This window comes from Pseudonocardia sp. Ae717_Ps2 (assembly GCF_001932475.1).
In the GTDB taxonomy this organism is placed as follows: Bacteria; Actinomycetota; Actinomycetes; order Mycobacteriales; family Pseudonocardiaceae; genus Pseudonocardia.
The window spans coordinates 210407-233971 of the sequence record NZ_MCIS01000001.1 but is presented as its reverse complement, the minus strand read 5'-3'; the positions used below and the strand labels follow the sequence as shown (position 1 = coordinate 233971).

Genomic DNA, 23565 nt, shown 5'->3' with positions numbered 1-23565 from the left:
CCCGTGGCCGAGCGCGCTACGGCTGTTCCCCCGGTGGGGGGCCGACCACCCCGGAGCGGCGGCCCCGCTGGTCGTGGTGCAGCAGCGCCGGCGCGGCGACCGAGACCGGGAGCACCAGGCCCAGCAGCAGGACGTAGGCCACCCCGGCGACGGCCAGCCCGAGCGTCGGGCTCACCGTGAACATCAGGGCGAAGGTCACCGCGAACACCGGGATCATCACCACGATCGCGGCCGCCGCCACGGTCAGCCCGACCAGCATCAGCACGCCGAAGCAGCGCCACCAGGCACCACGGACCAGCTCGACCGACCGCCACAGCGCGTCCCGCGCACCGAGGCCCTCGGCGACGACCGCGGGCGACGCCAGGGACAGCAGGATCGCGATCCAGGTCTGCGCGGCGTAGAACACGACGACGAGGAGCAGCCCGGCCACCGCGGCCACCCCGCCCGCACGCCACAGCGGCAGCGCGACGAAGGCGCCGACCGCGATCGGGACGAGCCCGATCACCAGCTGCGCCAGCTGGACGCCGTAGAGGGCGGGCAGCCGGGGGCGGCCCTGTGCCCAGGCCGCGGCGATCCCGGTCCGCGAGCCGTACACCGCCGAGGTCACCGCCGGGAGGACCGCGGCGAGCACGAGCGGCGCCACGGCGGCCGCGACGAGCCCGAAGGGCAGGCCGGACAGCGTCGCCTCCAGGAAGGTCCCGACCAGGTCGAACGGGTTCGCCGGCTGCAGTGCACCGACCGGCTGCAGCAGCCACAGCGTCCCGAGCACGACGACGGCGTAGAGCAGGCCGGGCAGGACCGTCCACGGGGTCCGGCGCAGGAACCGCCACACCCCGCCCACGATCTCCCCCGCGTCCAACGGTCGCAGCGGCACGATCCCCGGCTGCGGCGGCACGGGCTCCCCCGGGCCGGGATGGTTCTCGGTCACGACTCGCCCCTCTCGTCGACTCCCCGTGTCGTACCGGACACAGGGCACGTCGGCGGCGGATCGGGACGATCGTGAGCAGATGGTGATCAGCCCGCGGGCGACGGCACGGGGGCCCGGTGGCGCCGGATCGCCAGCGACAGCCCGGCCGCGACGACGCAGAGGACGGCGCCGCCGTACCAGGCCGTGTCGTAGCTGCCCAGGGCGTCGCGGACCAGACCCGCGACGAGCGCGGCGAACGCCGCCCCGATCTGGTGCGAGGCGAAGATCCAGCCGAACACCACCGCCGAGCGGGCGCCGAAGGCCTCGCGGGCCAGCGCCATCGTCGGCGGGACGGTCGCGACCCAGTCCAGGCCGTAGAACACGACGAACGCGAGCATGCTGGCGTTCAGGTCGGTCCCGAACAGCGGCGGGAGCAGGAACAGCGACAGCCCGCGCAGCGCGTAGTAGGCGCCCAGCAGCAGCCGCGGGTCGATCCGGTCGGTCAGCCAGCCGGAGAAGATCGTCCCGAGCAGGTCGAAGATGCCGACCAGGGCGAGCAGGGAGGCCGCCGTCGTCGCGGGCATGCCGTGGTCGTGCGCGGCCGGGACGAAGTGGGACTGGACCAGCCCCGCCGTCGTCGCGCCGCAGATGAAGAACCCGCCGACGAGCAGCCAGAACGTGCCGGTGCGCGCGGCGTCGGCCAGCGCCCGCACCGCCAGCCGCGCGGCGCCCGTGCGCTGCGGCGCGACGACGTCGGCCTCGGTGCCGCCGTAGGGCAGGACCCCGACGTCGGCGGGCCGGTCCTTCAGGAACAGCCACACCACCGGCACCACGGCCAGTGCCGCGCCTGCGGTGATCAACGCCGCGGGCCGCCACCCGCCCGACTCGACGACGGCCGCGACCAGGGGCAGGAACACCAGCTGCCCGGTGGCGGTGGCGGCGGTGAGGACCCCGGAGACGAGGCCGCGGCGGGCGACGAACCAGCGGTTCACCACGGTCGCGACCAGCGCCATCGCCATCGAGCCGGTGCCCAGCCCGACGACGACGCCCCACAGCAGCACCAGCTGCCAGACCGCCGTCATGAACACGGTCGTGCCGGCACCGACCGCGACCATGACCAGCGCGGTCGCGACCACGCGGCGCACGCCGAAGCGCTCCATCAGCGCCGCCGCGAACGGCGCGGTCACCCCGAACAGGGCGAGGTTCACCGCGAGCGCGAAGGAGATGGACCCGATGCCCCAGCCGAACTCGGCGTGCAGCGGCTCGACCAGCACCCCGGGGGTGGACCGGAACCCGGCCGCGCCGAGCAGGGCGAGGAACGTCGCCCCCGCCGCCCACCAGGCCGGGTGCACCCGGCGTGCTCGTGTGTCCGCCGTCGTGGGCGCCGTCGTCATGGGGGTCATCGTGCGGGGGCGGTGCGGCACACAACAGTGGCCGGACGGACGACATGTGCAAGAATTCGGCCATGCACCGGGTCGGAGTGCTCGCCGTCGACGGGGTGATCGCCTTCGAGCTGGGCATCCCCGAACGGATCCTCGGCACCACGACCACGGCGGACGGCATCCCGCTCTACGACGTGCGGGTCGCCACCGTCGACGGCGGCCCGGTCCGCACCAGCGCCGGGTACCGGGTGCTGCCCGAACACGGGATCGACGTACTGGAGCGCGCGGACACCCTGGTGGTGCCGGCCGTGCGCGGCCCGAACACCGACGATCCGGGCGAGGCCGTCCTCGGCCTGGTGCGCCGGGCCGTGCACCGCGGCGCACGGGTCGTGGCGATCTGCACCGGCGCGTTCACCCTGGCCGCCACCGGCGTGCTCGACGGTCGCCGCGCCACCACCCACTGGGCACACGTGGACGCCTTCCGCGCGCTGTACCCGCAGGTGGAGCTGGACCCCGACGTGCTGTTCGTCGACGACGGCGACATCCTCACCTCGGCGGGCGTGGCCGCGGGCATCGACCTGTGCCTGCACCTGGTCCGCCGCGACCACGGCGCCGCGGTGGCCACCGCGACCGCGCGGCGCAACGTCGTCGCACCGTGGCGGGAGGGCGGGCAGGCCCAGTTCGTCGCCTCGCACGTCCCGGACCCCGGCGGCCCGGCCACCGACGCCGTCCGGGAGTGGGCGCTGCACCGCCTCGACCGGCCGCTCCCGATCGAGGAGCTGGCGGCGCAGGCGTCGATGAGCGTGCGGACCTTCACCCGTCGCTTCCGCGCCGAGACCGGCACCAGCCCCGCCCGCTGGCTGGCCGCGCGCCGACTGGAGCTGGTGCGCCGCCTGCTGGAGACCACCGACCTGCCCGTCGAGCAGGTCGCCGCGCGCGCCGGGTTCGGCACCACCGCGGCGCTGCGGCAGCGGTTGCACGCCGAGATCGGGATGGCGCCGCTGGCGTACCGGCGCGCCCACCGGGCACCCGCCGGCGCGTGATCCGCGCGGCACTGGGCGCACGTCACCACGGGTACTGCTGCGACACTGGGACCGTGACCTCTCCTGCCGATCTGAAGATCCCCGGCGATCTCCTTCCGCAGGACGGCCGCTTCGGATGCGGTCCGTCCAAGGTGCGCCCCGAGCAGCTGTCCGCCCTCGCCGCGACCGGCGACTCCCTGTTGGGCACCTCGCACCGGCAGAAGCCGGTGAAGGAGCTCGTCGGACGGGTGCGCTCGGGCCTGGCCGAGCTGTTCTCGCTGCCCGACGGCTACGAGGTCGTCCTCGGCAACGGCGGCTCGACCGCGTTCTGGGACGCGGCGGCGTTCGGCCTGGTCCGCGAGCGGTCGCTGCACCTGACCTACGGCGAGTTCTCGCAGAAGTTCGCCGACACCACCACCGGCGCGCCGTTCCTGGCCGACCCGGTGATCGTCAAGGCCGCCCCGGGCAGCGCGCCGGAGCCGGTCAGCGACCCGTCGGTCGACGTCATCGCCTGGGCCCACAACGAGACCTCGACCGGAGTCGCCGTGCCGGTCAACCGGCCCGCGGGCACCACCGACGACCAGCTCGTGCTGATCGACGCGACCTCCGGCGCCGGCGGACTGCCGGTCGACATCACCCAGTCCGACGTCTACTACTTCGCCCCGCAGAAGGGTTTCGCCTCCGACGGCGGCCTGTTCCTCGCGATCATGAGCCCGAAGGCCCTGGAGCGGGTCGCCGAGCTGGCCGCGTCGGACCGCTGGATCCCGCCGTTCCTGTCGCTGGCCACCGCCGTCGACAACTCCGGCAAGGACCAGACCTACAACACGCCGTCGCTGGCGACGCTGTTCCTGCTCGAGGACCAGATCCGCTGGATGAACGCCCGCGGCGGGCTCGACGGCTGCGTCGCGCGCACCCGCGACTCCTCCGACCGGCTCTACACCTGGGCGGACAAGAGCAGCTTCGCGACGCCGTTCGTCACCGACCCGGCACACCGGAGCCTGGTGGTCGGCACGATCGACTTCGACGACGCCGTCGACGCCGCCGCGGTGGCGACGGCGCTGCGCGCGAACGGGATCGTGGACACCGAGCCGTACCGCAAGCTGGGCCGCAACCAGTTGCGGATCGGGATGTTCCCGGCGGTCGAGCCGTCGGACGTCTCGGCGCTGACCGCGTGCATCGACTGGGTCGTGGAGCGGCTGGGTTCCTGACACCTGCTCGTCGACGAACCGCGACGGCCGTCCCCACCTGGGGGCGGCCGTCGTCGTGTGTGGGGGTTGCGTTGCCACGCAGCGTCGTTGCGTGATCGATAGCAACTCGTTGTAGTCACACGCGCAACACTCGCCCCAATTCCCTCGTGCGTCACGAACTGTGCGACGCTGAGCACGGTCAGTGAGAAAGGTCCGGTGGTCCCCCGGGCGAGTAGGTGTTGTCGACCAGGCAGAACTCGCCCGGCGCGCCTCACCCGGCACGGACCCCTCGCCATCTACCGTCACCCGGACGGGGACGACAGCAGGAGGTCAGGTCGATGCGCGCGTTGCGGGTCGTGGGGGTGACCGGGGACGGCTCGGTCGTCCTCGAAGACCCGGGCCGCCGCGAGCGCTACACGGTGCCGGCCGACGAGCAGCTGCGGGCCGCGGCACGGGGTGACGTGACCCGGCTCGGCCAGATCGCGATCGAGTTGGAGAGCCAGTTGCGCCCACGGGAGATCCAGGCCCGCATCCGGGGTGGCGCGTCGGTCGACGAGGTCGCAGCCGCGGCCGGCGTCCCGACCCAGAAGATCGAACGCTTCGCCTATCCCGTCCTGCTCGAGCGGTCGCGGACCGCCGAGCTGGCCCAGAGTGCACATCCGCAGCGCGCCGACGGCCCCGACTCACGCACGCTCGGTGAGACGGTCGCGCACACCTTCGGCCTGCGCGGACAGGACTACGCCGGGGCCGGCTGGGACTCCTGGAAGGGCGAGGACGGCAAGTGGGTCGTCGTCCTGACCTGGCAGACCGGCCGCTCGGACAACGCCGCGCACTGGGCGTTCCAGCCCGGTGCCCACGGCGGCACCGTCGTCGCGCTGGACGAGCACGCCTCCGACCTCGTCGAGGGTCTGCCCGCACGTCCACTGCGCCCGCTCGGGTCGGTGGTCGACATGGCCCGCGACGAGGACCACGCCCCCGAGGCGCCGACGACCGCCGCTCCCGCGCGCGCCGTCGCGGCGGCCGGTGGGCAGCAGCCCGAGGCCTGGGCCGGGCGCGGGATCGCGCCCGAGCAGCGTCGGGCGAGCCCGCCGCCGCCCCGGACCCGCGTCGAGACACCCGGTCGCACCGTGGGCACCCGCCCGGACGACACCCGGGCCCCGGCCGCCGCGGCGCCGGTGGTCCCGAAGCGCGTCGAGCAGGTCGAGGGCACCGACGCCATCAACAGCACCGACGCCACCGACGGGACCGGGTCGGCCGGCGCGACCGACACCGCGTCGAGCGGACCCGCCTCGGACGGTGTGTCCGCGGACGGCACGACCCCGGGCGGCACGACCTCCGGCGGCGCGAGCTCGACCGGCTCGGACGGCGTGGACCCGGTCGTCCCGGCCCCGGCGGCCACCGCCACGGACGCAATCGGTACGGGCTCGTCGGCCACCGGGCCCGCGCACGACGCGACGGACGCGACCGCCTCGGCGGCGGCGACGTCGACGGGAGCGGCCACCTCGGCGTCGGACACCGACGCAGCGGGCAGCCCGGCCCCCGCCGGCACGTCACCGGCCGCCACCGCATCGGCCACTCCGGAGGACACGACCGCGGAGGCGGCGACGAGCACCGCAGGGTCGTCCGCTGCGGCGCCGTCCACCGCGGCACAGTCCACCGAGGCGCAGTCCGCGGAGGCGCGGTCCACCGAGGCGCACTCCGCTGAGAGGCCCGCGGGCACCGACACGGACTCCGCCGCGGCGAGTCCCGCGACCGACGACCGCCGGACCGCCACGAACGACGGGGCCGCCACGAACGACGGGTCTGCCGACGAGCGCACCGAGGCACCCGCCGCGGCCACCACCGAGACCCCGGCCACGTCGGAGCAGGAGACGGACCCCACCCCGGCACAGGACGCCGAGACCGCGGCCCCGCGCCGCCCATCCACCGCAGGATCGCGGCGGACGAAGAAGGGCAAGCCGGTCATGCCGTCGTGGGACGAGGTCCTGCTCGGCGTCCGCGGCCAGCGCTGACACCTTCCCGCACGGGTTCCGACCTCCCACACCGGATCCGGTCCCGTGTGGGAGCCCGGATCCGGTGTGGGAACACGGCCGGGGTCAGCTCCCGCCGGTGACGGCGTGGAAGGCGACGGCGGCGGCCGTCGCGACGTTGAGCGAGTCCACGCCGCTCGCCATCGGGATCCGGACACGGCGGTCGGCGGCGGCCAGTGCCTCGTCGGTGAGCCCGGGGCCCTCCGCGCCCAGCAGCAGAGCGACCTTCCGGCCGCCCAGGCCCGCCGTGGCGAGGGGCTCGGCGTCGGGGGCGGGGGTGAGTGCCGCGACGGTGAACCCCGCCTCCCGCAGCCGGTCCAGCGAGGCGGGCCACGCGCCGTCGAGGGTCGTGAACGGGACCCGCAGCACGTGCCCCATCGAGACGCGGACGCTGCGCCGGTAGAGCGGGTCCGAGCAGCCGGGGCCGAGCAGGATCGCGTCGACGCCGAGGGCGGCGGCGTTGCGGAACAACGACCCCAGGTTCTCGTGGTCCCCCACCCCCTCGCAGACCGCCAGCGTGCGGGCGCGGGCCAGCACGTCGTCGAGGGACGGCGCGGGAGCACGGTCGGCGACGGCGAGCACCCCCCGGTTCAGATGGAACCCGACCGCGCGGGCCATCGTGTCGGCGTCGGTCGCGTAGGCCGGCACGTCGACGCCGGCGAGGTCGTCGGACAGCTCGTCGAGGCGGCGCGGGACCCCCAGCAGGGACCGCACCGGATACGGAGAGTCGAGCAGACGACGCACGACGACGACACCCTCCGCTATCACCAGCCCGCGCCCACCGGGCCGATCGGGGCGCCGATCGGCGGTCGTGAGGTCGCGGTAATCGTCGATACGGGGGTCGTCGGGGTGCTCGACCGTGGTGAGTATGGCCACGACGCCCGATCGTCCCACGTCACTGACCGTTCGCCGCGTCTGGTCGCCCGGTCAGCCGGTACCGCCCGGTCCGGCGATATGACACGGTGTAGTGCCGCCTCCCTCGGCACGGCCCTCCGCCGTGCGGGTGAGGAGGCGCTCCCCGTTCGATGGAGGTCGGTTCGCGCATGGGTCAGGTGGTCGACCGGACGACGTTCAGCCGGCGCGACCGCCAGCGGTACCGGATCAAGGTGCAGCGCTGTCTGGACACTCTCGGTGACCTGCTCAGCAGCTACCCGTTCTCCGACACGGAGCCGATGACCGGCGTGGAGATCGAGTTCAACCTGGTCGGTCCAGAGCTGGCGCCGTCGCTCAACGGGACCGACGTCCTGGACACGATCAACTCCGGCGAGTGGCAGACCGAGCTCGGCCGCTGGAACCTCGAGCTGAACCTCCCGCCGCGCCCGCTGCCCGGCGACCAGTGGCGCCAGCTGGAACACGAGCTGCTCGACCTGCTCGCGGGCGCCGGGGCGAAGGCCGGGGACCTGCGCACCCAGCTCGTCATGATCGGGATCCTGCCGACGCTGGACCCGGGGCACATGACCGCCGAGGCGATCTCCCCCGAGGACCGCTACGAGGCGCTCAACGACCAGATGCTCACCGCGCGCGGCGAGCCGATCCGGATCGACATCGCCGGCTGCTCGCCGGAGGAGCGGGTCAACGCCGACTTCGACACGATCATCCCCGAGGCGGCCTGCACGTCGATGCAGCTGCACCTGCAGGTCTCCCCCGCGAACTTCGGGCGCTACTGGAACGCCGCGCAGTGCCTGGCCGGCGTCCAGCTGGGGCTCGGGTCGAACTCGCCGTTCCTGCTCGGGTCGCAGCTGTGGTCGGAGACCCGGATCCCGCTGTTCGAGCAGTCCTGCGACGTCCGGACCCCCGAGTTCCACAACCAGGGGGTACGGCCACGGGTCTGGTTCGGCGAGCGCTGGATCGACTCGGTGCTGGACCTGTTCTCCGAGAACGCCCGCTACTTCCCGGCCCTGATGCCGTTGACCTCGGACGTGGACCCGGCGACGCAGATGCGCGACAAGGGGTTCCCGGACCTGCCGGAGCTGACCCTGCACAACGGCACGATCTGGCGCTGGAACCGGCCGATCTACGACAGTACGGGCGACACCCCGCACGTCCGGCTGGAGAACCGGGTGCTCCCCGCGGGGCCGACGACCGTCGACATGGTCGCCAACGCGCTGTTCTTCTACGGCCTGCTCCGCACCCTGGTCGAGGCCGACCAGCAGCTGTGGCGGGCGGTGTCGTTCGAGGCGGCCCGGGAGAACTTCCAGACCGCGGCCAAGCACGGCATGCACGCTCCCCTGTACTGGCCCGGCACCGGCTGGGTGCTCCCCGACGAGCTCGCCCTGCGCAAGCTGCTCCCCCTGGCGCACGAGGGGCTCGCCCGCTGGGGTGTCTCCGGCGCGGTCTGCGACCGGTACCTGACGGTGCTGGAGCGGCGCTGCGTCACGCGTCAGACCGGGTCGTCGTGGCAGATCGACACCGTCGCCGCGCTGGAGGCGCGGGGCGCGGACCGGATGACCGCCCTGCGCGGCATGCTCGAGCGCTACCTGGCGCACTCGACGGCCAACCAGCCCGTCCACACCTGGGAGATCCCCGACTGATCGGCTTCGCCATCGCGAAGCATTCTCCGCGACCGGGCCCGCTCACCACCCTCGCGTTCCTACCGTCCCCCTCCGCACACCCGCCCCGGGTGCGCGTACGGGACGGAGGGACATGTCCATCCAGCACCAGCCCGACCGGCGTCGATGACCCGGGCGACGACGATGTCCCCGTTCCGGCTGTTCGGCCGCACCTCCCGCGACGAGCACCTCCTCGACGACGGTCCCGACCCCTGGCTCGACGACCCGGCTCCCGCACCGGCGCCGCGGCCCGTCCCGTCCCGGGCCCGGGAGGCCTTCCCGGCGCCGTCGACGAGCGGGATGCCCCCGGCGCCGACGACGGGTGCGACGGCGCTGCCCGCCGAGGGTCCCGCGACCGCGGCGGCGCGACCGGCGCTCTGGACGCCGCGGCGGCCGCCGCAGGAGCCGATCGCCGAGCCGGAGCCGGTCACCGATCCCTTCGGCTTCCCGCCGGTACCGCCCCCTGCCGCCGCCACCTCGGCCCCCGCCCCTGTCTCCGCCTCCGCCTCCGACGAGGTCGCTGCGGCCTGGGCGGCCTGGGCGCCTGCCGCGGTGTCCCCGGCCGAGGGAGGGGCGGATCGTGCAGCGTCCGGAGCCGCGTCGCCGGCCCCCGTCACTCCACCCAGCACGCCGCCCACCACGACGACCGGCACGACGACCGCGGCGCCGGGTCCGGCGCCGTCGGGCCCCGAGCACGGTCCGGCTGCCCGCCCCGCCGGAGCCCCGGTCGCAACGACAGGGACCGCGCCCGGCACCGCTGCTGCCCCGTCATCCGCCCCCGCCGCCCCCTCGGCCGGTTCCCCCGACCCGTCACCCAGCTCTCCCGCTCCGTCACCCGGTCATGCCGAGCCGTCGCCCGGCCCCGCTGACCCGTCACTCGGCCACGCCGACCCCTCCTCCAGCCACGCCGACCGGTTCCCCGGCGACGCCGACCCGTTGCCCGGCCCTGCCGACCCGTCACCCGGTCTCGCCGACCTGCCGCGCGGTGTTGCCGACCCGTCGCCCGGCCCCTCCGACCCGTCGCCGGTCCCAGCCGGACCGGATTCCCGCCACGCCGGGGCGCGGCCCGCCACCGGCTCCCCCGTCCGGACCGCCCCGCCGCCCCTCGTCGACCCCGCCGAGGCGTCCGCGCTGGCCGGGGCCTTCGCCGCGGACCTGCTGTCCTGGGACGAGGACGACGTCGACCGCCGCGCCCGTGTCCTCGCCGCCTACCTGCCCGCCACCGCGGCCGACGGATTGCTCGGCTGGACCGGGACCGGACGTCAGCGGGCCGACCTCGTGCTGCCGGGCCGCGTCCGCGCCGATGCCGACCGGGCCGTCGTCGACGTCCGGGTGCGGGTCGTGCCCTACCGCCGTGTCGACGCCCGTGGGACGGCCGCGCCCGAGCCCGAGCCCGACGACCCGATCGGGGCGCCCGCCGGGGCCCCCGCCCCGGCTGCGCGCGGCTGGCGCGGGCTGGCCGCGCGGTGGGTCCGGCTGGAGGTGGCCGTCGCGCTCACCGACGACGGGCTCGTCGTCGACGCGGGGCCCGCGGCCGAGCCGGCCCGGCGGCCGTCGCCGGTCGACCTCGCACGGGGCGGTGTGCGGTGACCGGGCGTGTCCCCGTCGTCGGGGGCCTGGCCGGCGGGGTCGGGACGACGACCGTCGCCAGGGCCCTGCACGGCCGTGACCTGGGGCGCGTGTGCGGGCCGGACCTGCTGCCCGACGTCGTCGTCACCCGGGACACCGCGGCCGGTCTGGCTGCCGCGGCCCGCGTCGCCCCGGCGCCCGGGCCGGGCTCACCGGTCCTCGTCCTGCACCCCGGCACCGCCGACCCCGACGGCATCGACGCCGACGCCGCGGGGCCCGGCTGGGCAGCCGTCGTCGCGCTGCCCGCGGTGCCGGGCTGGGCCCGCTCGGCGGACCCGTGGTCGGACGCGGCCGGGGTCCTCACCCGGCCCGGGCCCTCGGCCGCGGTCCGCCGCTACGCCGACGCGATCGGCCGGGTCGTCACCGCGCTGACCACGTCCGGACGACTCGACCGGCCGCTCACCCCGGCCGGCGTCGGTGGGCTGCGACCGATGCGTGGGGTACTGGCCCTCCCGACCGGGCCGGGCCGGTGAGCCGTGCGCGCGCTGCTGATCGTGCCGGTCGTCGTCGCGCTCCTGCTGGGGACGGCGGGTCAGGTCCTGGCTGCCCCCACCGCGGATCCGGTCACCTCGGGCATCGACGCGGCACGGGTGCCGGAGGCGGCGCGGCCCTACCTCGACCTGGTCACGGAGCTGACCTCGCAGGGCTGCCCGGAGCTGCCGCCGGCCTGGGTGGTCGCGCAGGTGCAGGCGGAGTCGGGCTGGGACCCGGAGCTGCGCACCGGCACCGCCGCCGGGCTGCTGCAGGTCTCGGAACGGACCTGGGTCGCGGCCGGCGGCGCACCCTGGCCGGACGCGGCGCTCACCGAGCCGGAGGGGCACCTGCGCGTCGTCGTGCCGTGGCTCTGCTCGACGCTGCGCGCCGCCGCCGGGTATCTCGCGACGACCCCGAAGGACGTCCCGGTGCTCGACGCGATGCTGGTCTGCCACATCGCGGGCTGCAGCCGGGTCACCGGGTCGAGGTCGGGGGTGCCGGCAGCAGGGGAGGCGAACTGCTCGCAGGCGTGCGCGTCGGCGATCCGGCGCTACCTCGACGCGGTGCACGGCTTCGTCGCCGACTACTCCGGCACGACGGCCGTCGACGACCGCGAGTCGTCCCCGCCACCGCCGCAGAAGGCCGCCCCGGCGAAGGCACCCGCGGCGAAGGCACCGGCGAAGGACGCCGCATCGGCGCCGGCGCCCGCCTGGACCGGCGGTGCGACGGGGTGCCACGAACCCGACCCGGTGCGCTCCGACGGCTGTCTCACCGGCGCGTCGAAGCACGGCCTCGATGCCGTCGAAGCGGTGTTCGGCCCGACGATCGAGACGGTCGGCTGTTGGGACGAGCACCTGCAGAACCCGCGGTCGGACCATCCGAAGGGCAAGGCCTGCGACGTGTTCACCGGGAAGGCCGGGGCGTTCGCGAAGGGCGCCGACCTCGACGAGGGCTGGGCGATCGCGCACTGGCTGGAACGCAACGCGGCCCCGCTGAAGGTCAAGTACCTGATCTGGCAGGGCCGCTACTGGGACCCCTCGGTGCGCGCCGACGGCTCCGGCTGGGGCCGTCGCTACACCGGCGGCGGGGTCTACGACACCGCCGACGCGACCGGCGGCCACTACGACCACATCCACATCAGCTTCGCGGAGTGACCCCGTGCGACGTTCCCTGCCGCTGCTCGTGCTCGCCGCGGTCCTCGCGGTGCCCCTGGCCCTGCTGGTGCCCGCGTTGCTGCCCGGACCGCCGTCGCAGGCGGTGCTGACCTCGGCCGACCGGGACGCCCTCGGCGATCCCGGCCCCGTCCGCGGACCGGAGCCGGCCGTGCCGGCGACGCGGCCGTCGTCGCCCGGGGCGGTGGCGCGCGCCTACCTCGTCGCCGCGCACGGCACCGGTGCCGGCGCGGCCGGGGGCACCACCCTCGACGGCACCCCGTACGCGCTGCCCGGCAGCCCGGCCGCCGCCGGAGCGCCCGTCCTCGACCCGCCGCCACCCGGTTCGGGCCGGACCGCCGAGGTCGAGGACCTCGACGAGGGCGCCACCGACTGGGCCCGCGGACGCACGGCGCTCGTCGCGACCGTCCGCACGACGACGTCCGGGCCCGGCACGGCACCGGAGGTCCGCCGCTGGCGCACCCGGGTGGTCCTGGCTCTCGACGCGGCGGGCCACTGGCTGGTCACCGCCGACACCCCCATCACCACCGACACCCCCGATGTGGACGACTGACGTGACCGAACCTTGGAGTGGGCGATGACCGCCGACGAGCTGGAGCAGCTGCTCAAGTCCCTGCTGGCCAAGGGGGTCACGGTCGTCCTCCTGGCGCTCGGGCCCGCCGGGGAGCTGGTGGGGGTGGAACCCGGGGGCTCCGCGACGCCGTCGACGAGCTCCGGGCAGGACGCCGCCGGTGCGCCGCGGCCGGACCTGGAGCTGGGGGCCGGTGGCGAGGTGTGCGTCGGCACGGGGTCCGGTTCGGGCTCCGGTGGGTCCGGGTCCAGCGGCTCGGGTTCCGGCGACTCGGACTCCAGCTCGGGTTCCGACGGCTCGGGTTCCGACGGCTCGGGTTCCGACAGCTCGGGTTCCGACAGCTCCGGCTCCGACAGCTCCGGCGGCGGGGAACGTGACAGCGGGTCCGGCAGCGCCGACGACTCCGCCGGCGACTCCGACAGCAGCTCCGACGGCAGCTCGACGGACCGTCGCGGCGGCGGGGGCGACGGCGGGGCGGGCGGGTCCGACGACAGCGGCCGTTCCGGCGGGTCGGGCGATGCGACCGGCTCCGGCTCCGGCTCCGGCTCCGGCTCCAACGACTCCGAGCGCGGTGGCGGTACCGCCTCCTCCTCCGGTTCCGACAGCGGGACGGGCCGCGATTCCGGCAGCGGCACCACCGCCGCCCCCGACGAGTCCGGCGCCACCGCCTACGGCACGAGCGACGACGCGGCCGCAGGGCTCCTCACCGGCGGATCCGGTACCTCCGGCTCCCGGACACCGCCGCCCTGCCGCCCCAGCGGCACCGGCGGCACCGACCCGGCACCCGCCACCGGGAGCGCAGAGGGCACCACGGCGGCGGCGAAGCTGGGCTGGGGGCAGCCCGTCCGGGCCGACGAGTTCGACAACGGCACCGAGGGCTGGAGCATCTACGACGGCGCCGGGCACGCGGGCAACGGCCGCCGCACCCCGGACGCGGCGAGCGTGGCGGACGGCGTCCTGACGATCACCGGGGACAGCCAGGGCAACACCGCGGGCATGGCGTGGAAGGAGGGCTCGCAGCAGTACGGACGCTGGGAGGGCCGGGTGCGCGCGCCGGTCGGGGACCCGTCGTACAACGCCCTGCTGCTGCTCTGGCCCACCGCGGAGAACTGGCCCGAGGGCGGCGAGCTCGACTTCATGGAGATGATGGACCCGCAGCGGCAGAAGACCAACGCATTCTTCCACTACGGAGCGGACAACTCCCAGGTCGAGGGCTCCGTTGAGGTCGACGCGACGCAGTGGCACAACTGGGCCCTGGAGTGGACGCCGGACCGGATCACCGCCTACGTCGATGGCGAGAAGTGGTTCGAGACCACCGAGGAGAAGGTGCAGCCGCCGGGGCCGATGCACCTGTGCATCCAGCTCGACTGGTTCCCCAAGGGCGGCGGCTCGGGGAAGGAGACGCAGATGCAGGTCGACTGGGTCCGCCAGTACACCCTCGACGGGGGTTCGCCCGACGCCACGACCGACGGCGGGGCGGCACCGGGTTCGGCCGGCTGACCGGGCGGCCCCCACCCGAGCATGATCACCGGTTGGGGAGTCGGAGGTGCACAGGACGACCTCTCCGCTCCACAACGGTCGATCATGCAGCCACCTCGCGGGGCGCCCCGGCCCGGTGCACGATGCGCGGTGGCCCGGGCCTCTCAGCTCCCCCACAGCCGAGCGCTCCTAGGCTGCCGCCGACCCGCCGTCGACGATCAAGGAGTGGGTCGTGCAGGAGCAGACGGAGCAGGAGCACGACCCCGAGGCCCCGGCGCGTCGCCGCTGGCCCGCGGTCGTCGGCCTCGTGGCGGGTCTGGCCGTACTGACCGGGATCGTCACGGTCGCCGTGGAACCGTCCCTGCTCACCGGCTCGTCCTCGCCGACCCCCGCACCGGCGGCACCGCCGTCGCCGGGCGGGATGCACGACCAGGAGCGGCCCACCGAGGTCGGCGAGCTCGACCCCGCGTCCCGCTCGGACACCGAGGCGGCCGTGCGCAACGGCTGGCGCCTCACCGACCACGACGAGTTCGACGGCACCGCGCTCGACCGCACGCGCTGGAGCCCGTACACGGGCGAGACCACCGGGGGCAACGGCCGGCACCGGGTCGAGAACATCGCGGTCCGCGACGGCGAGCTCGTCCTCACCAGCCGCGGGAGCACCTCCGCCGGGCTGGCCTGGCGGGGTGGCCAGCAGTACGGCCGCTGGGAGATCCGGGCGAAGACGAACCCCGGCGTCGGCTACGGAGACGTCGCGCTGCTCTGGCCGGACGCCGAGGACTGGCCCGAGGGCGGCGAGCTCAACTTCATGGAGATCCCGAAGCCCGAGCGGAACGAGACGCACACGATCGTCCACTACGGCGAGGACAACAGCCAGGTCGGCAAGACGATCCGCGGCGACTTCACGCAGTGGCACACCTACGCCGTCGAGTGGCTGCCCGACCGGGTCGTGTTCTACATCGACGGCGCCGAGGTCTTCCGCACCACCGATCCGGAGCAGATCCCGCCGCGGTCGATGCACCTGGCGATGCAGCAGGACATCGGCCCCTACGGCGACGACTGGATCCCGGCGCCGGACGCGACCTCGCCGGAGACGCTGGACTTCCAGGTCGACTGGGTCCGCATCTACGCGCCCTGACCCGCTCGGCGGCGGGACGGGTGTGACTGGGGAAAGAAGGAGGCCCCGGACCCTGTGGGGTCCGGGGCCTTCTCCTGTCCCGAACTGACGCGCCGCTCCCACCACGAAGCGACTTCTGTAAGTTAGCGCAGCCTTGCCTAAGTAAGCAAGAGTGGTGGGCGGAAAGTTCTAGCCGAGCAGCTCCCGCAACGGTCCCACGCCGAAGTACCCCACGAACAGCACCGCCACCACCCACATCAGGGGGTGGACCTGCTTCGCGCGCCCGGTGGCCGCCGCGAGCGCGACATAGCTGACGAACCCGGCGCCGATGCCGTTGGCGATCGAGTAGGTGAACGGCATGACGGTGATCGTCAGGAACACCGGGATCGCGGTGCGCAGGTCGTCGAGCGAGACCGAGGTGATCTGGCGGAACATCAGCGCGCCGACGACGACCAGCGCCGGGGCGGCGGCCTCGACCGGGACGATCGAGTACAGCGGCGTGAAGAACATCGCCAGCAGGAACAACAGACCGGTCAGGACGTTCGCCAGCCCGGTCCGTGCGCCCTCGGCGATACCGGCCGCGGACTCGACGAAGATCGTGTTCGACGACGCGGACCCCACACCACCGGCGACCGCGCCCGCACCCTCGACGACCAGCGCCTTCCCGACGTTCGGGAGCTTGTCGTCGGAGTCGGTCAGGCCCGCCTGGCGACCGAGGCCGGTGAGCGTGCCCATGGCGTCGAAGAAGTTCGCCAGCACCAGGGTGAAGATCAGCAGGACGACGGTGATGATGTCGAGCCGGGTGAAGGCGCCGAGCGAGACCTGGCCGACGAGCGACAGGTCCGGCAGCCCGACGATCCGGTCCGGGATCGCGGGCACGGCGAGCGACCAGCCGCCGGGGTTGGTCGGGCCACCGGGGCCGACCCGGACGATCGCCTCGACGACGATCGCGATGATGGTGTTGACCACGACGCCGATCAGGATGCCCGCACGCACGCCGCGGGCGACCAGCACGCCGACGATGATCAGCCCGATGACGAACACGAACGTCGGCCACGAGGCGATGGAGCCGCCGGTGCCCAGGCCGACCGGGACCGTGGTGTTGGCCGCGTCGGGCAGGCGGCGGACGAAGCCGGAGTCGACCAGGCCGATCAGCGCGATGAACGCGCCGATGCCGACCGCGATCGCCGTCTTGAGCTCGGTGGGGACGGCGTTGAACACCGCCGTCCGGAAGCCGGTCAGGGCGAGGATCACGATGATGATGCCGTTGATGACGACCAGGCCCATCGCCTCGGGCCAGGTCATCATCGGCGCGATGGTCACGGCCAGCAGGGTGTTGATCCCCAGGCCAGTGGCGATCGCGAACGGGTAGTTCGCGATCACGCCGAAGAGGATCGTCATCACGCCTGCGACCAGGGCGGTCACCGCGGCGACCTGGGCGACCGGGAGGATCCCGCCCAGCGCGTCGGCCTTGGCCGACGGGTCTCCCGGCGTGACGCTGCCGAGGATCAGCGGGTTCAGGACGATGATGTAGGCCATCGCCATGAACGTGACGAGTCCCCCGCGCAGTTCGCGGGAGACGGTGGAGCCGCGTTCGGACACGCGGAACAGGCGCTCGATCACGGCGACACCCTAGACGCGGCGCAACGCTGCGGGTTCCGTCCGTGCACCGTTTAGGCTACGGCCCCGTGACGGCCCACGAGAGCGAGCGCGCGAGCGATCCACCGCCCCCGCCGCCCTTGCCGGCGCGCTTCTACGAGTCCCCGCCGGTGATCCTCGGCGGGATGCTGCTGTGGGCGATCGGCGCGGGCGTCGCCGCCGTGGTCGCGATGGTCACCGGCTCCGGGTTCGACCCCGCGAACGGTGCCGGCGCCTGGTTCTGGACCTGCGTCGCCGGAACCGGGGTGGGCCTGTTCGGGGCCGCGGTGTTCTCCGCGCAGCGGGCCGCCGCCCGGCGCGGGGACCGGTCGGCGCAGCGCGGCGTCGAGCCGAGGTAGGTCATAGGCTCGACGGCATGACCGCGAACGACCGTCCGACCGCCGTCGTCACCGGCGCCTCCTCCGGGATCGGCGCCGCCACCGCCCGCGCACTGGGCGCCGCGGGCTTCCACGTGGTGCTGGGAGCCCGCCGGGTGGAGCGCTGCGAGGAGATCGCGAAGGAGATCGACGGGACCGCGCTGCCCCTCGACGTCACCGACCGGGAGTCCGTCCGCGCGTTCGCCGATGCGGTGCCCGAGGCGAAGCTGCTGGTCAACAACGCCGGCGGCGCGAAGGGCCTGGAGCCCGTCGCGGACGCCGACGAGGAGGACTGGCGCTGGATGTGGGAGACCAACGTCGCCGGCACGCTGCGCCTCACCCAGGCGTTCCTGCCGAAGCTGCGGGCCTCGGGCGACGGGCACATCGTCACCGTGACCTCGATCGCCGCGCTGGACTTCTACGACAACGGCGCCGGCTACACCGGCGCCAAGCACGCCCAGGCGATGCTGCACCGCACCCTGCGCGGGGAGCTGCTCGGCGAGCCGATCCGGATCACCGAGATCTGCCCCGGCATGGTGGAGACGGAGTTCTCGCAGGTGCGTCTCGGCGACGCCGAGAAGGCGGCGAAGGTCTACGAGGGCCTGACCCCGCTGACCGCCGACGACGTCGCCGACACCATCGTCTTCGCCGCGACCCGGCCGTCGCACGTCAACCTGGACCAGATCGTGCTCAAGCCGCGCGACCAGGCGTCGGGCACCCGGCGGCACCGTCGCTAGAGGGTCTCCTCCGACCGGCGGTTCTCGTCGGCGTCGTCGCCGGGGCTCTCGCCCCGGACGGCGCCGGCGATCCGCTCCTCGGACTCGCCGAGGATCTGCGAGGCGTCGGGCTCGGTGCCCTCCTCCTCCGGCAGCGGGGTGGATCGGCTGGCGGCGCGGTCGTCGGGAACGCTCATGCCCGGCGGGTACCCGCTAGGACAGCGCCGACAACCCCTTCCACTCGTCCCAGGACAGCGTCCAGTCCCAGAGGTCGCCGTCGCGGGCGGAGAGCTGCACCGGCGTGCCGGTGACCTCGACAGGGTCGCCGTAGAGGACGGTGTCGTAGTACGCCTTGGCGTTCTCGATCGACAGGTTCACGCAGCCGTGGGTGACGTTCGCGGTGCCCTGCGCGGCGGCCGACACCGGGTTGGCGTGGATGAACTCGCCGTTGTTGCTCATCCGGACGGCCCACTTCTCGACGACGTCGTAGCCGTACTGCGCGGACACCATCCGCTTGTCGGTGAACTTCTCGGTGACGACGTGGATGCCCGAGCGGGTGTTGCGGTTCGGGTCGTCGGCCAGGCCGTAGGACGCCGGGTAGTCCGCGACCTGCTTGCCGTCGCGGATCACGATCATCCGGAACGAGCGGGCGTCGGCCTTGACGATCTGGGCGCGGCCGATGGTGAACGAGGTGCTCAGGTCCTCGGCGCCGTAGCTGCCGCCGCCGTAGTCGACGCCCTTCAGCGGCGCGTCCACGGTGACCTTCGTGCCCGACGGCCAGTACTCCTTCGGCCGCCAGTGCACGCGCGAGCCGCCGTTCTCGTCCGGCAGCCAGCCCCACGCGCCCTCGACCTGCTTCGAGGTCGTGACCTTCAGGACCTTCTCGATAGCGGCGCGGTCCTGGACGTGCCGGTCGAACTGGATCTCGATCGGCGCGGCGATGCCGACGGTGCGGTCGTCGCCGATGTTCAGGGTGCCGCGCACGGTGTGGGCGGGCTTCAGCGTCGCGACGGTGCCCTGCACCGGGGTCGCCGTGCCGTCCGGGGCGACGGCGCGACCGTGCCAGGTGTAGGTGGTGGCGAAGTCCAGGTCACCGCTGCTGGTCCAGGTCGTGCGGTCCGGGGACAGCGCGCCGTCGACGGCGTCGCCGTCCGGGTCGGTGAGCGACACCCCGTCCAGCGTGCCGCCCGCCGTGCGGACCGACACCGGCTGCGCCGGGTTCGCCGTCGCCGCCGCCGAGACGGTGTCGGTGCCCGCTCCGCCTGCGCTGCGCACGGGTGGCTGGTAGCTCACCTGCGGCCCGGCCGGGGGCGGTGCGGCCTGCGGCGCCGCCGGGTCCTGCGGCGAGGCCGCCAGGGCCACCGCCCCGACGATGCCCAGCGCGCCGATCAGCGCCACCACGACGATCAGTACCCGTCGCAACCGTTCCCCCGCGTACTCGATCTCCTGCGTTGGACACCGACCGTACGCCCGGATCCGGCGCCTCCGACCGGCAGGAGGACGGCACTCCCCCGTGCGGCGTAAGACGAACCGGACGCCGTACCACAGAGGGTGTCAGACGGCGCAGTTCACCAGCACCGGTTCGGGGTGCAGGGTCACACCGAACCGCTCGGCGACGCCGCTCTGGACCTCCCGGGCCAGGGCCAGCAGGTCGGCCGTCGTCCCGCCGCCGCGGTGGGTCAGGGCCAGGACGTGCCGGGTGGACAGCGACACCCGGCCGCCGGGGCCGGCGTGCCCGCGGCCGAATCCCGCGTTCTGGATCAGCCCGGCGGCGCTGAGCTTGACCCGGCCCTCCCCCGCGGGCCAGGCGGCCAGGCCGTCGACCTGCGGCGCGCGGTCGACGGGCAGGATCGGGTTGGTGAAGAACGAGCCGGCCGACCAGGTGTCGTGGTCGTCGGCGTCGAGGACCATGCCCTTCCCGCGGCGCAGCGCGAGCACCGCCTCGCGGACAGCGGCCGGGTCGGTCCGCATCTCCGGCTCGACGCCGAGGGTGCGGGCGAGCTCGCCGTAGCGGATCGGGGCGGAGCGGCCGTCGGCCTGCAGGGCGAAGCGCACCCGCAGGACGATCGCGTCGTCGCTGCCCTTGAGGATGCTGGTGCGGTAGGCGAGCCCCAGGTCCGAGGCGGGCACGTGCTCGCGGACGGTCCCGGTGCGCCGGTCGTAGAGGTCGACGTCGACGAGCAGGTCGGCGACCTCGACGCCGTAGGCGCCCACGTTCTGGACCGGGGTCGCGCCGGTTCGCCCAGGGATCCCGGACAGGCACTCCAGCCCGCCGAGCCCGTCGGCGACGGTGCCGGCCACCAGCTCGTCCCAGTCGACGCCCGCCTCGACGGTCAGCAGCACCCGGTCGCCGTCGCGCTCGTGGCGGACACCCTGCCCGGCGACCAGCACGGCGGTGCCGTCGAACCCGGCGTCGGCGACGACGAGGTTCGACCCGCCGCCCACCAACAGCACCCGCTCCCCCGCCCGGTCGGCGCCGGCCACGGCCTCGACCACCTCGGCCGCGCCCTCGGTGCGCACGATGCGGGAGGCCGGTCCGCCGAGGCGCAGTGTGGTGTGCGCGCTGAGCATCGGGTCGACCGTCGTCGCAGCGGGGGAACTCACGACCGCAACGGTAGCCTTCGCCCATGCCGCGCACGATCGACTACCGCGCAACGTCCGCGCACCCGTCCTCGACGGTCTACGCGGCGATGGTCGACCGCGATCTGCTGGAGGAGCAGCTGCGCCACATCGGCGGTCCCGGGGCCGGGGTGACCGCGTACGAGACCACTCCCGACGGCGTCCGCTACACGCTGCGGCACGGGATCCCCGGCGAGCACCTGCCGTCGATCGTGTCCTCCTTCGTGCCCGGCGGGGACCTGCAGATCGACCGCACCGAGCAGTGGCGGGCCGGCGACTCCGGCGTCTACGACGGCACCGGGTCCGTGCAGGTCATCGGCACCCCCGCCACCGCCCGGTCGGTGATGCGGATCGCCGACGTCGACGGCGGCAGCGAGGTCCGGATCCGGGCCGAGGTCACGGTGAAGGTCCCGCTGGTGGGTGGGAGGATCGAGCAGGCGGTCGCCGGGCAGATCGAACAGCTGCTCGCCGCCGAGACCCAGTTCACCCTCTCCCGGATCTCCTGATGTCCCACTACGTGATCACCCTGTCCTGCCCGGACCGCACCGGCATCGTCGCGCGCATCTCGACCTTCCTCGCCGAGCTGGGCGCCTCCATCACCGAGGCCGCCTACCACGCCGACGTCGAGGCCGGGGTGTTCTGCACCCGCCAGGTCGTCGACGCCGCGTCGGTCCCCTTCGACGTCGACGAGCTCCGCGCCCGGTTCGCCCCGGTCGCCGCCGAGCTGGGCGGCGAGCACCGCATCTCCGACACCGGCGTCCGCAAGCGCGCCGTGCTCCTGGTGACCCGCGACCAGCACTGCCTGCACGACATCCTCGGCCGGGTGTGGGCCGACGAGCTGCCGGTGGAGATCACCCGGGTGATCGGCAACCACACGTCGCTGGAGCCGGTCGTCGCCGCGCACGGGGTGCCGTTCCACCACGTGCCGTTCCCGGCCCCCGGCGACCCGGCCCGCGAGCAGGGCAAGGTCACCGCGTTCGAGGAGATCCGCAAGCTCGTCGACGCCGACGACCCCGACGCGATCGTGCTCGCCCGCTTCATGCAGGTCCTGCCCGCGCACCTGTGCGAGGCCTGGGCCGGGCGGGCGATCAACATCCACCACAGCTTCCTGCCGTCCTTCGCCGGGGCGCGGCCCTACCACCAGGCCCACCGGCGCGGGGTGAAGCTGATCGGCGCGACCTGTCACTACGCGACCGCGGACCTCGACGCAGGCCCGATCATCGAGCAGGACGTCGCCCGCGTCGACCACGGGGACACCGCGGCCGACATGGTGCGCCGGGGCCGCGACATCGAGCGCCTGGTGCTGGCCCGTGGGCTGCGGTGGCACCTGGAGGACCGCGTCCTGATCCAGGGCAACCGGACCGTCGTCTTCCGCTGAGGTCGCAGGCCCGAGCCGCGCCCGGGCGGTGCGTCACGCGCACCGTGCGGCGCGGTATGTCCCGCGCGGGGCGGACCGGGCCCCAGCCCGCCGGAGCACGGCGGAACGGGCCGCGGCCCGCAGGAGCGTGGCGGACCGGCGCCGAGATGCAGCTCAGCGGGCCGCGGAGATCCACTATTCCCGCTGAGCCGCATCTCGGCGTACGTCCTCGTTCGCGATGGCGACGGAGTCCGGCTGATCCGGTCCGGCGGGCGCAGCGCCCGGAGCACGATCGGTGCATGACGATCCCCGGATGGCCCGAGGTGTTCCGCGGGACCGCGGCCCTGGCGGCGGGTCTCGTCACGCCCGACCTCCTGCGCGGGCCCCGCTTCCGCCGGCTGCTCCCGGACACCTACGCCCCCGCCGACGCCCACGCCGACCTGCGGCTGCGGTCGCTGGCGGCGTACCTGTGGGCCGGACCGGACGCGGTGCTCTGCGGGTACTCCGCCGCCGAGTTCCTGGGCGCGTCCTGCGCCCCGCGGGCCGCGCCCGCCGAGGTCGCGGTGACCGCGGTGCGCGCCGGGCCCCGATCCCGCGACGGCGTCGTGGTCCGGCGCGACGTCCTGCACCCCGACGAGGTCACCGGCGTCCGCGGTGTCCGCGTCACGACCCGCCTGCGTACCGCCTTCGACCTGGCCCGGTGGTCGGGCCCGACCGAGGGTGTCGTCGCCGTCGACGCGTTGTCCCGCGGGTCGTTCGCGCCGGACGTACTGCTGAACCTCGCGGCCCGGCACACCCATGCCCGTGGTGTCCGGCGCGTGGTCGACGCGCTGGTGTGGGCCGACCCCCGCGCCGGCTCCCCGCCGGAGACCCGCCTCCGGCTGGTCCTCGTCCGGGGTGGCCTGCCGCGGCCGGTACCCCAGCACCCGGTGCTCGACGACGCCCGGCGCACGGCGCTGTGGCTGGACCTGGCCTACCCCGACCACCGACTCGGCATCGAGTACGACGGCGGCGGTCACTTCGCGACGCCCGAGGCGGCCCGCGCCGACGCCGGGCGGCACACCCGTCTCGTCGCGGCGGGGTGGCGGGTGCTGCGCTACACGGCCCTGGACATGCACCGACGGCCCGACGAGATCGTCGCCGAGGTGCGCCAGGTGCTCGACCACAGTCGTCGAGATGCAGCTCAGCGGGCCGTGGAGATCGACAGTTCCCGCTGAGCTGCATCTCGGCGAGCTTCTCGGGTAGGAGCCCAGCGGGGCACGCGGCGCGGCGAGGGGCGGGTGCGACGAGGGGCGGCGCGGCGCGGGACGGGCGCGCACACGACGGCGCCCGCCCCGCG

22 protein-coding genes are annotated in these 23565 nt (G+C 74.5%); 15 read left to right on the top strand and 7 right to left on the bottom strand.

The window, feature by feature from the left end; all coding sequences use genetic code 11:
• Positions 1 to 16: 16 nt before the first annotated feature.
• Together Ae717Ps2_RS01170 and Ae717Ps2_RS01165 are read right to left on the bottom strand one after the other, a co-directional pair.
• Positions 17 to 928 (bottom strand): hypothetical protein, encoded by a 912-nt coding sequence (locus Ae717Ps2_RS01170; RefSeq protein ID WP_020626952.1) that lies wholly within the window; start codon positions 926 to 928, stop codon positions 17 to 19.
• An 86-nt stretch (positions 929 to 1014) separates the two neighbouring features.
• Positions 1015 to 2301, bottom strand: a complete 1287-nt coding sequence (locus Ae717Ps2_RS01165; RefSeq protein ID WP_075308634.1) for an MFS transporter — start codon at positions 2299 to 2301, stop codon at positions 1015 to 1017.
• Positions 2302 to 2372: 71 nt separating this feature from the next.
• Here Ae717Ps2_RS01165 and Ae717Ps2_RS01160 point away from each other — a divergent pair, with 71 nt between their 5' ends.
• The 3 genes from Ae717Ps2_RS01160 to sepH all read left to right on the top strand — a co-directional run bounded on the left by Ae717Ps2_RS01160 (position 2373) and on the right by sepH (position 6510).
• Positions 2373 to 3332, top strand: a complete 960-nt coding sequence (locus Ae717Ps2_RS01160) for a GlxA family transcriptional regulator (protein ID WP_198932121.1) — start codon at positions 2373 to 2375, stop codon at positions 3330 to 3332.
• A gap of 53 nt (positions 3333 to 3385) precedes the next feature.
• Positions 3386 to 4519, top strand: a complete 1134-nt coding sequence (gene serC / locus Ae717Ps2_RS01155; protein ID WP_043281338.1) for a phosphoserine transaminase — start codon at positions 3386 to 3388, stop codon at positions 4517 to 4519.
• Positions 4520 to 4836: 317 nt separating this feature from the next.
• Positions 4837 to 6510 carry a septation protein SepH gene (sepH, locus tag Ae717Ps2_RS39825; protein WP_198932120.1) on the top strand — a complete coding sequence of 558 codons (1674 nt, stop codon included), beginning with the start codon at positions 4837 to 4839 and terminating at the stop codon, positions 6508 to 6510.
• An 84-nt stretch (positions 6511 to 6594) separates the two neighbouring features.
• Here the strand turns inward: sepH and Ae717Ps2_RS01145 are convergent, their stop codons facing one another.
• Positions 6595 to 7404: an RNA methyltransferase gene (locus tag Ae717Ps2_RS01145; protein WP_075308640.1), complete on the bottom strand. Its 810-nt coding sequence runs from the start codon at positions 7402 to 7404 to the stop codon at positions 6595 to 6597.
• 167 nt (positions 7405 to 7571) lie between these two features.
• On the opposite strand from Ae717Ps2_RS01145, the gene Ae717Ps2_RS01140 reads away from it, so the two are divergent.
• The 7 genes from Ae717Ps2_RS01140 (at position 7572) to Ae717Ps2_RS01110 (ending at position 15540) form a co-directional block, all read left to right on the top strand.
• Positions 7572 to 9059 carry a glutamate--cysteine ligase gene (locus Ae717Ps2_RS01140; RefSeq protein WP_075334137.1) on the top strand — a complete coding sequence of 496 codons (1488 nt, stop codon included), beginning with the start codon at positions 7572 to 7574 and terminating at the stop codon, positions 9057 to 9059.
• 144 nt (positions 9060 to 9203) lie between these two features.
• Positions 9204 to 10667, top strand: a complete 1464-nt coding sequence (locus tag Ae717Ps2_RS39820; RefSeq protein ID WP_075308642.1) for a hypothetical protein — start codon at positions 9204 to 9206, stop codon at positions 10665 to 10667.
• Positions 10664 to 11179 carry a hypothetical protein gene (locus Ae717Ps2_RS01130; RefSeq protein ID WP_075308644.1) on the top strand — a complete coding sequence of 172 codons (516 nt, stop codon included), beginning with the start codon at positions 10664 to 10666 and terminating at the stop codon, positions 11177 to 11179. Before Ae717Ps2_RS39820 ends, Ae717Ps2_RS01130 begins: the two co-directional genes overlap by 4 nt.
• A gap of 3 nt (positions 11180 to 11182) precedes the next feature.
• A complete protein-coding gene (locus tag Ae717Ps2_RS01125) occupies positions 11183 to 12334 on the top strand; it encodes a hypothetical protein (RefSeq protein WP_075308651.1) in 1152 nt (383 codons plus the stop codon).
• Positions 12335 to 12338: 4 nt separating this feature from the next.
• Complete coding sequence (locus Ae717Ps2_RS01120) at positions 12339 to 12905, top strand: hypothetical protein (protein ID WP_075308653.1); 567 nt, start codon at positions 12339 to 12341, stop codon at positions 12903 to 12905.
• 24 nt (positions 12906 to 12929) lie between these two features.
• A complete protein-coding gene (locus Ae717Ps2_RS34940) occupies positions 12930 to 14423 on the top strand; it encodes a glycoside hydrolase family 16 protein (RefSeq protein ID WP_083702234.1) in 1494 nt (497 codons plus the stop codon).
• 211 nt (positions 14424 to 14634) lie between these two features.
• The gene (locus Ae717Ps2_RS01110) at positions 14635 to 15540 is read left to right on the top strand and encodes a family 16 glycosylhydrolase (protein WP_075308655.1); all 906 of its coding nucleotides are present in this window, start codon (positions 14635 to 14637) and stop codon (positions 15538 to 15540) included.
• Between the two features lie 168 nt (positions 15541 to 15708).
• Here Ae717Ps2_RS01110 and Ae717Ps2_RS01105 read toward each other — a convergent pair whose 3' ends face one another.
• Positions 15709 to 17142 carry an NCS2 family permease gene (locus Ae717Ps2_RS01105; protein ID WP_075332905.1) on the bottom strand — a complete coding sequence of 478 codons (1434 nt, stop codon included), beginning with the start codon at positions 17140 to 17142 and terminating at the stop codon, positions 15709 to 15711.
• A 65-nt stretch (positions 17143 to 17207) separates the two neighbouring features.
• Here Ae717Ps2_RS01105 and Ae717Ps2_RS01100 point away from each other — a divergent pair, with 65 nt between their 5' ends.
• Both Ae717Ps2_RS01100 and Ae717Ps2_RS01095 read left to right on the top strand, forming a co-directional pair.
• Complete coding sequence (locus Ae717Ps2_RS01100) at positions 17208 to 17516, top strand: DUF2530 domain-containing protein (RefSeq protein WP_051050285.1); 309 nt, start codon at positions 17208 to 17210, stop codon at positions 17514 to 17516.
• A 17-nt stretch (positions 17517 to 17533) separates the two neighbouring features.
• On the top strand, positions 17534 to 18271 hold the full coding sequence (locus Ae717Ps2_RS01095) for an SDR family NAD(P)-dependent oxidoreductase (protein WP_020625826.1): 738 nt from the start codon (positions 17534 to 17536) through the stop codon (positions 18269 to 18271).
• Here the strand turns inward: Ae717Ps2_RS01095 and Ae717Ps2_RS01090 are convergent.
• The 3 genes from Ae717Ps2_RS01090 to Ae717Ps2_RS01080 all read right to left on the bottom strand — a co-directional run bounded on the left by Ae717Ps2_RS01090 (position 18268) and on the right by Ae717Ps2_RS01080 (position 20854).
• Positions 18268 to 18447 carry a hypothetical protein gene (locus Ae717Ps2_RS01090; protein WP_020625827.1) on the bottom strand — a complete coding sequence of 60 codons (180 nt, stop codon included), beginning with the start codon at positions 18445 to 18447 and terminating at the stop codon, positions 18268 to 18270. The two genes, Ae717Ps2_RS01095 and Ae717Ps2_RS01090, sit on opposite strands and share 4 nt — an antisense overlap.
• Before the next feature lie 16 nt (positions 18448 to 18463).
• Positions 18464 to 19672: an Ig-like domain-containing protein gene (locus Ae717Ps2_RS01085; protein WP_075308660.1), complete on the bottom strand. Its 1209-nt coding sequence runs from the start codon at positions 19670 to 19672 to the stop codon at positions 18464 to 18466.
• A gap of 132 nt (positions 19673 to 19804) precedes the next feature.
• The gene (locus Ae717Ps2_RS01080; protein ID WP_075332904.1) at positions 19805 to 20854 is read right to left on the bottom strand and encodes a UDP-N-acetylmuramate dehydrogenase; all 1050 of its coding nucleotides are present in this window, start codon (positions 20852 to 20854) and stop codon (positions 19805 to 19807) included.
• Between the two features lie 23 nt (positions 20855 to 20877).
• Between Ae717Ps2_RS01080 and Ae717Ps2_RS01075 the strand changes: the two genes are divergently transcribed.
• From Ae717Ps2_RS01075 to Ae717Ps2_RS01065, 3 genes are all read left to right on the top strand, one after another.
• Positions 20878 to 21375: a DUF2505 domain-containing protein gene (locus Ae717Ps2_RS01075; RefSeq protein ID WP_020625756.1), complete on the top strand. Its 498-nt coding sequence runs from the start codon at positions 20878 to 20880 to the stop codon at positions 21373 to 21375.
• Positions 21375 to 22247: a formyltetrahydrofolate deformylase gene (purU, locus tag Ae717Ps2_RS01070; RefSeq protein WP_020625755.1), complete on the top strand. Its 873-nt coding sequence runs from the start codon at positions 21375 to 21377 to the stop codon at positions 22245 to 22247. The genes Ae717Ps2_RS01075 and purU overlap by 1 nt, the downstream gene beginning before the upstream one ends.
• Positions 22248 to 22525: 278 nt before the next feature.
• Positions 22526 to 23443 (top strand): DUF559 domain-containing protein, encoded by a 918-nt coding sequence (locus Ae717Ps2_RS01065; protein ID WP_075308664.1) that lies wholly within the window; start codon positions 22526 to 22528, stop codon positions 23441 to 23443.
• Positions 23444 to 23565 lie beyond the last annotated feature (122 nt).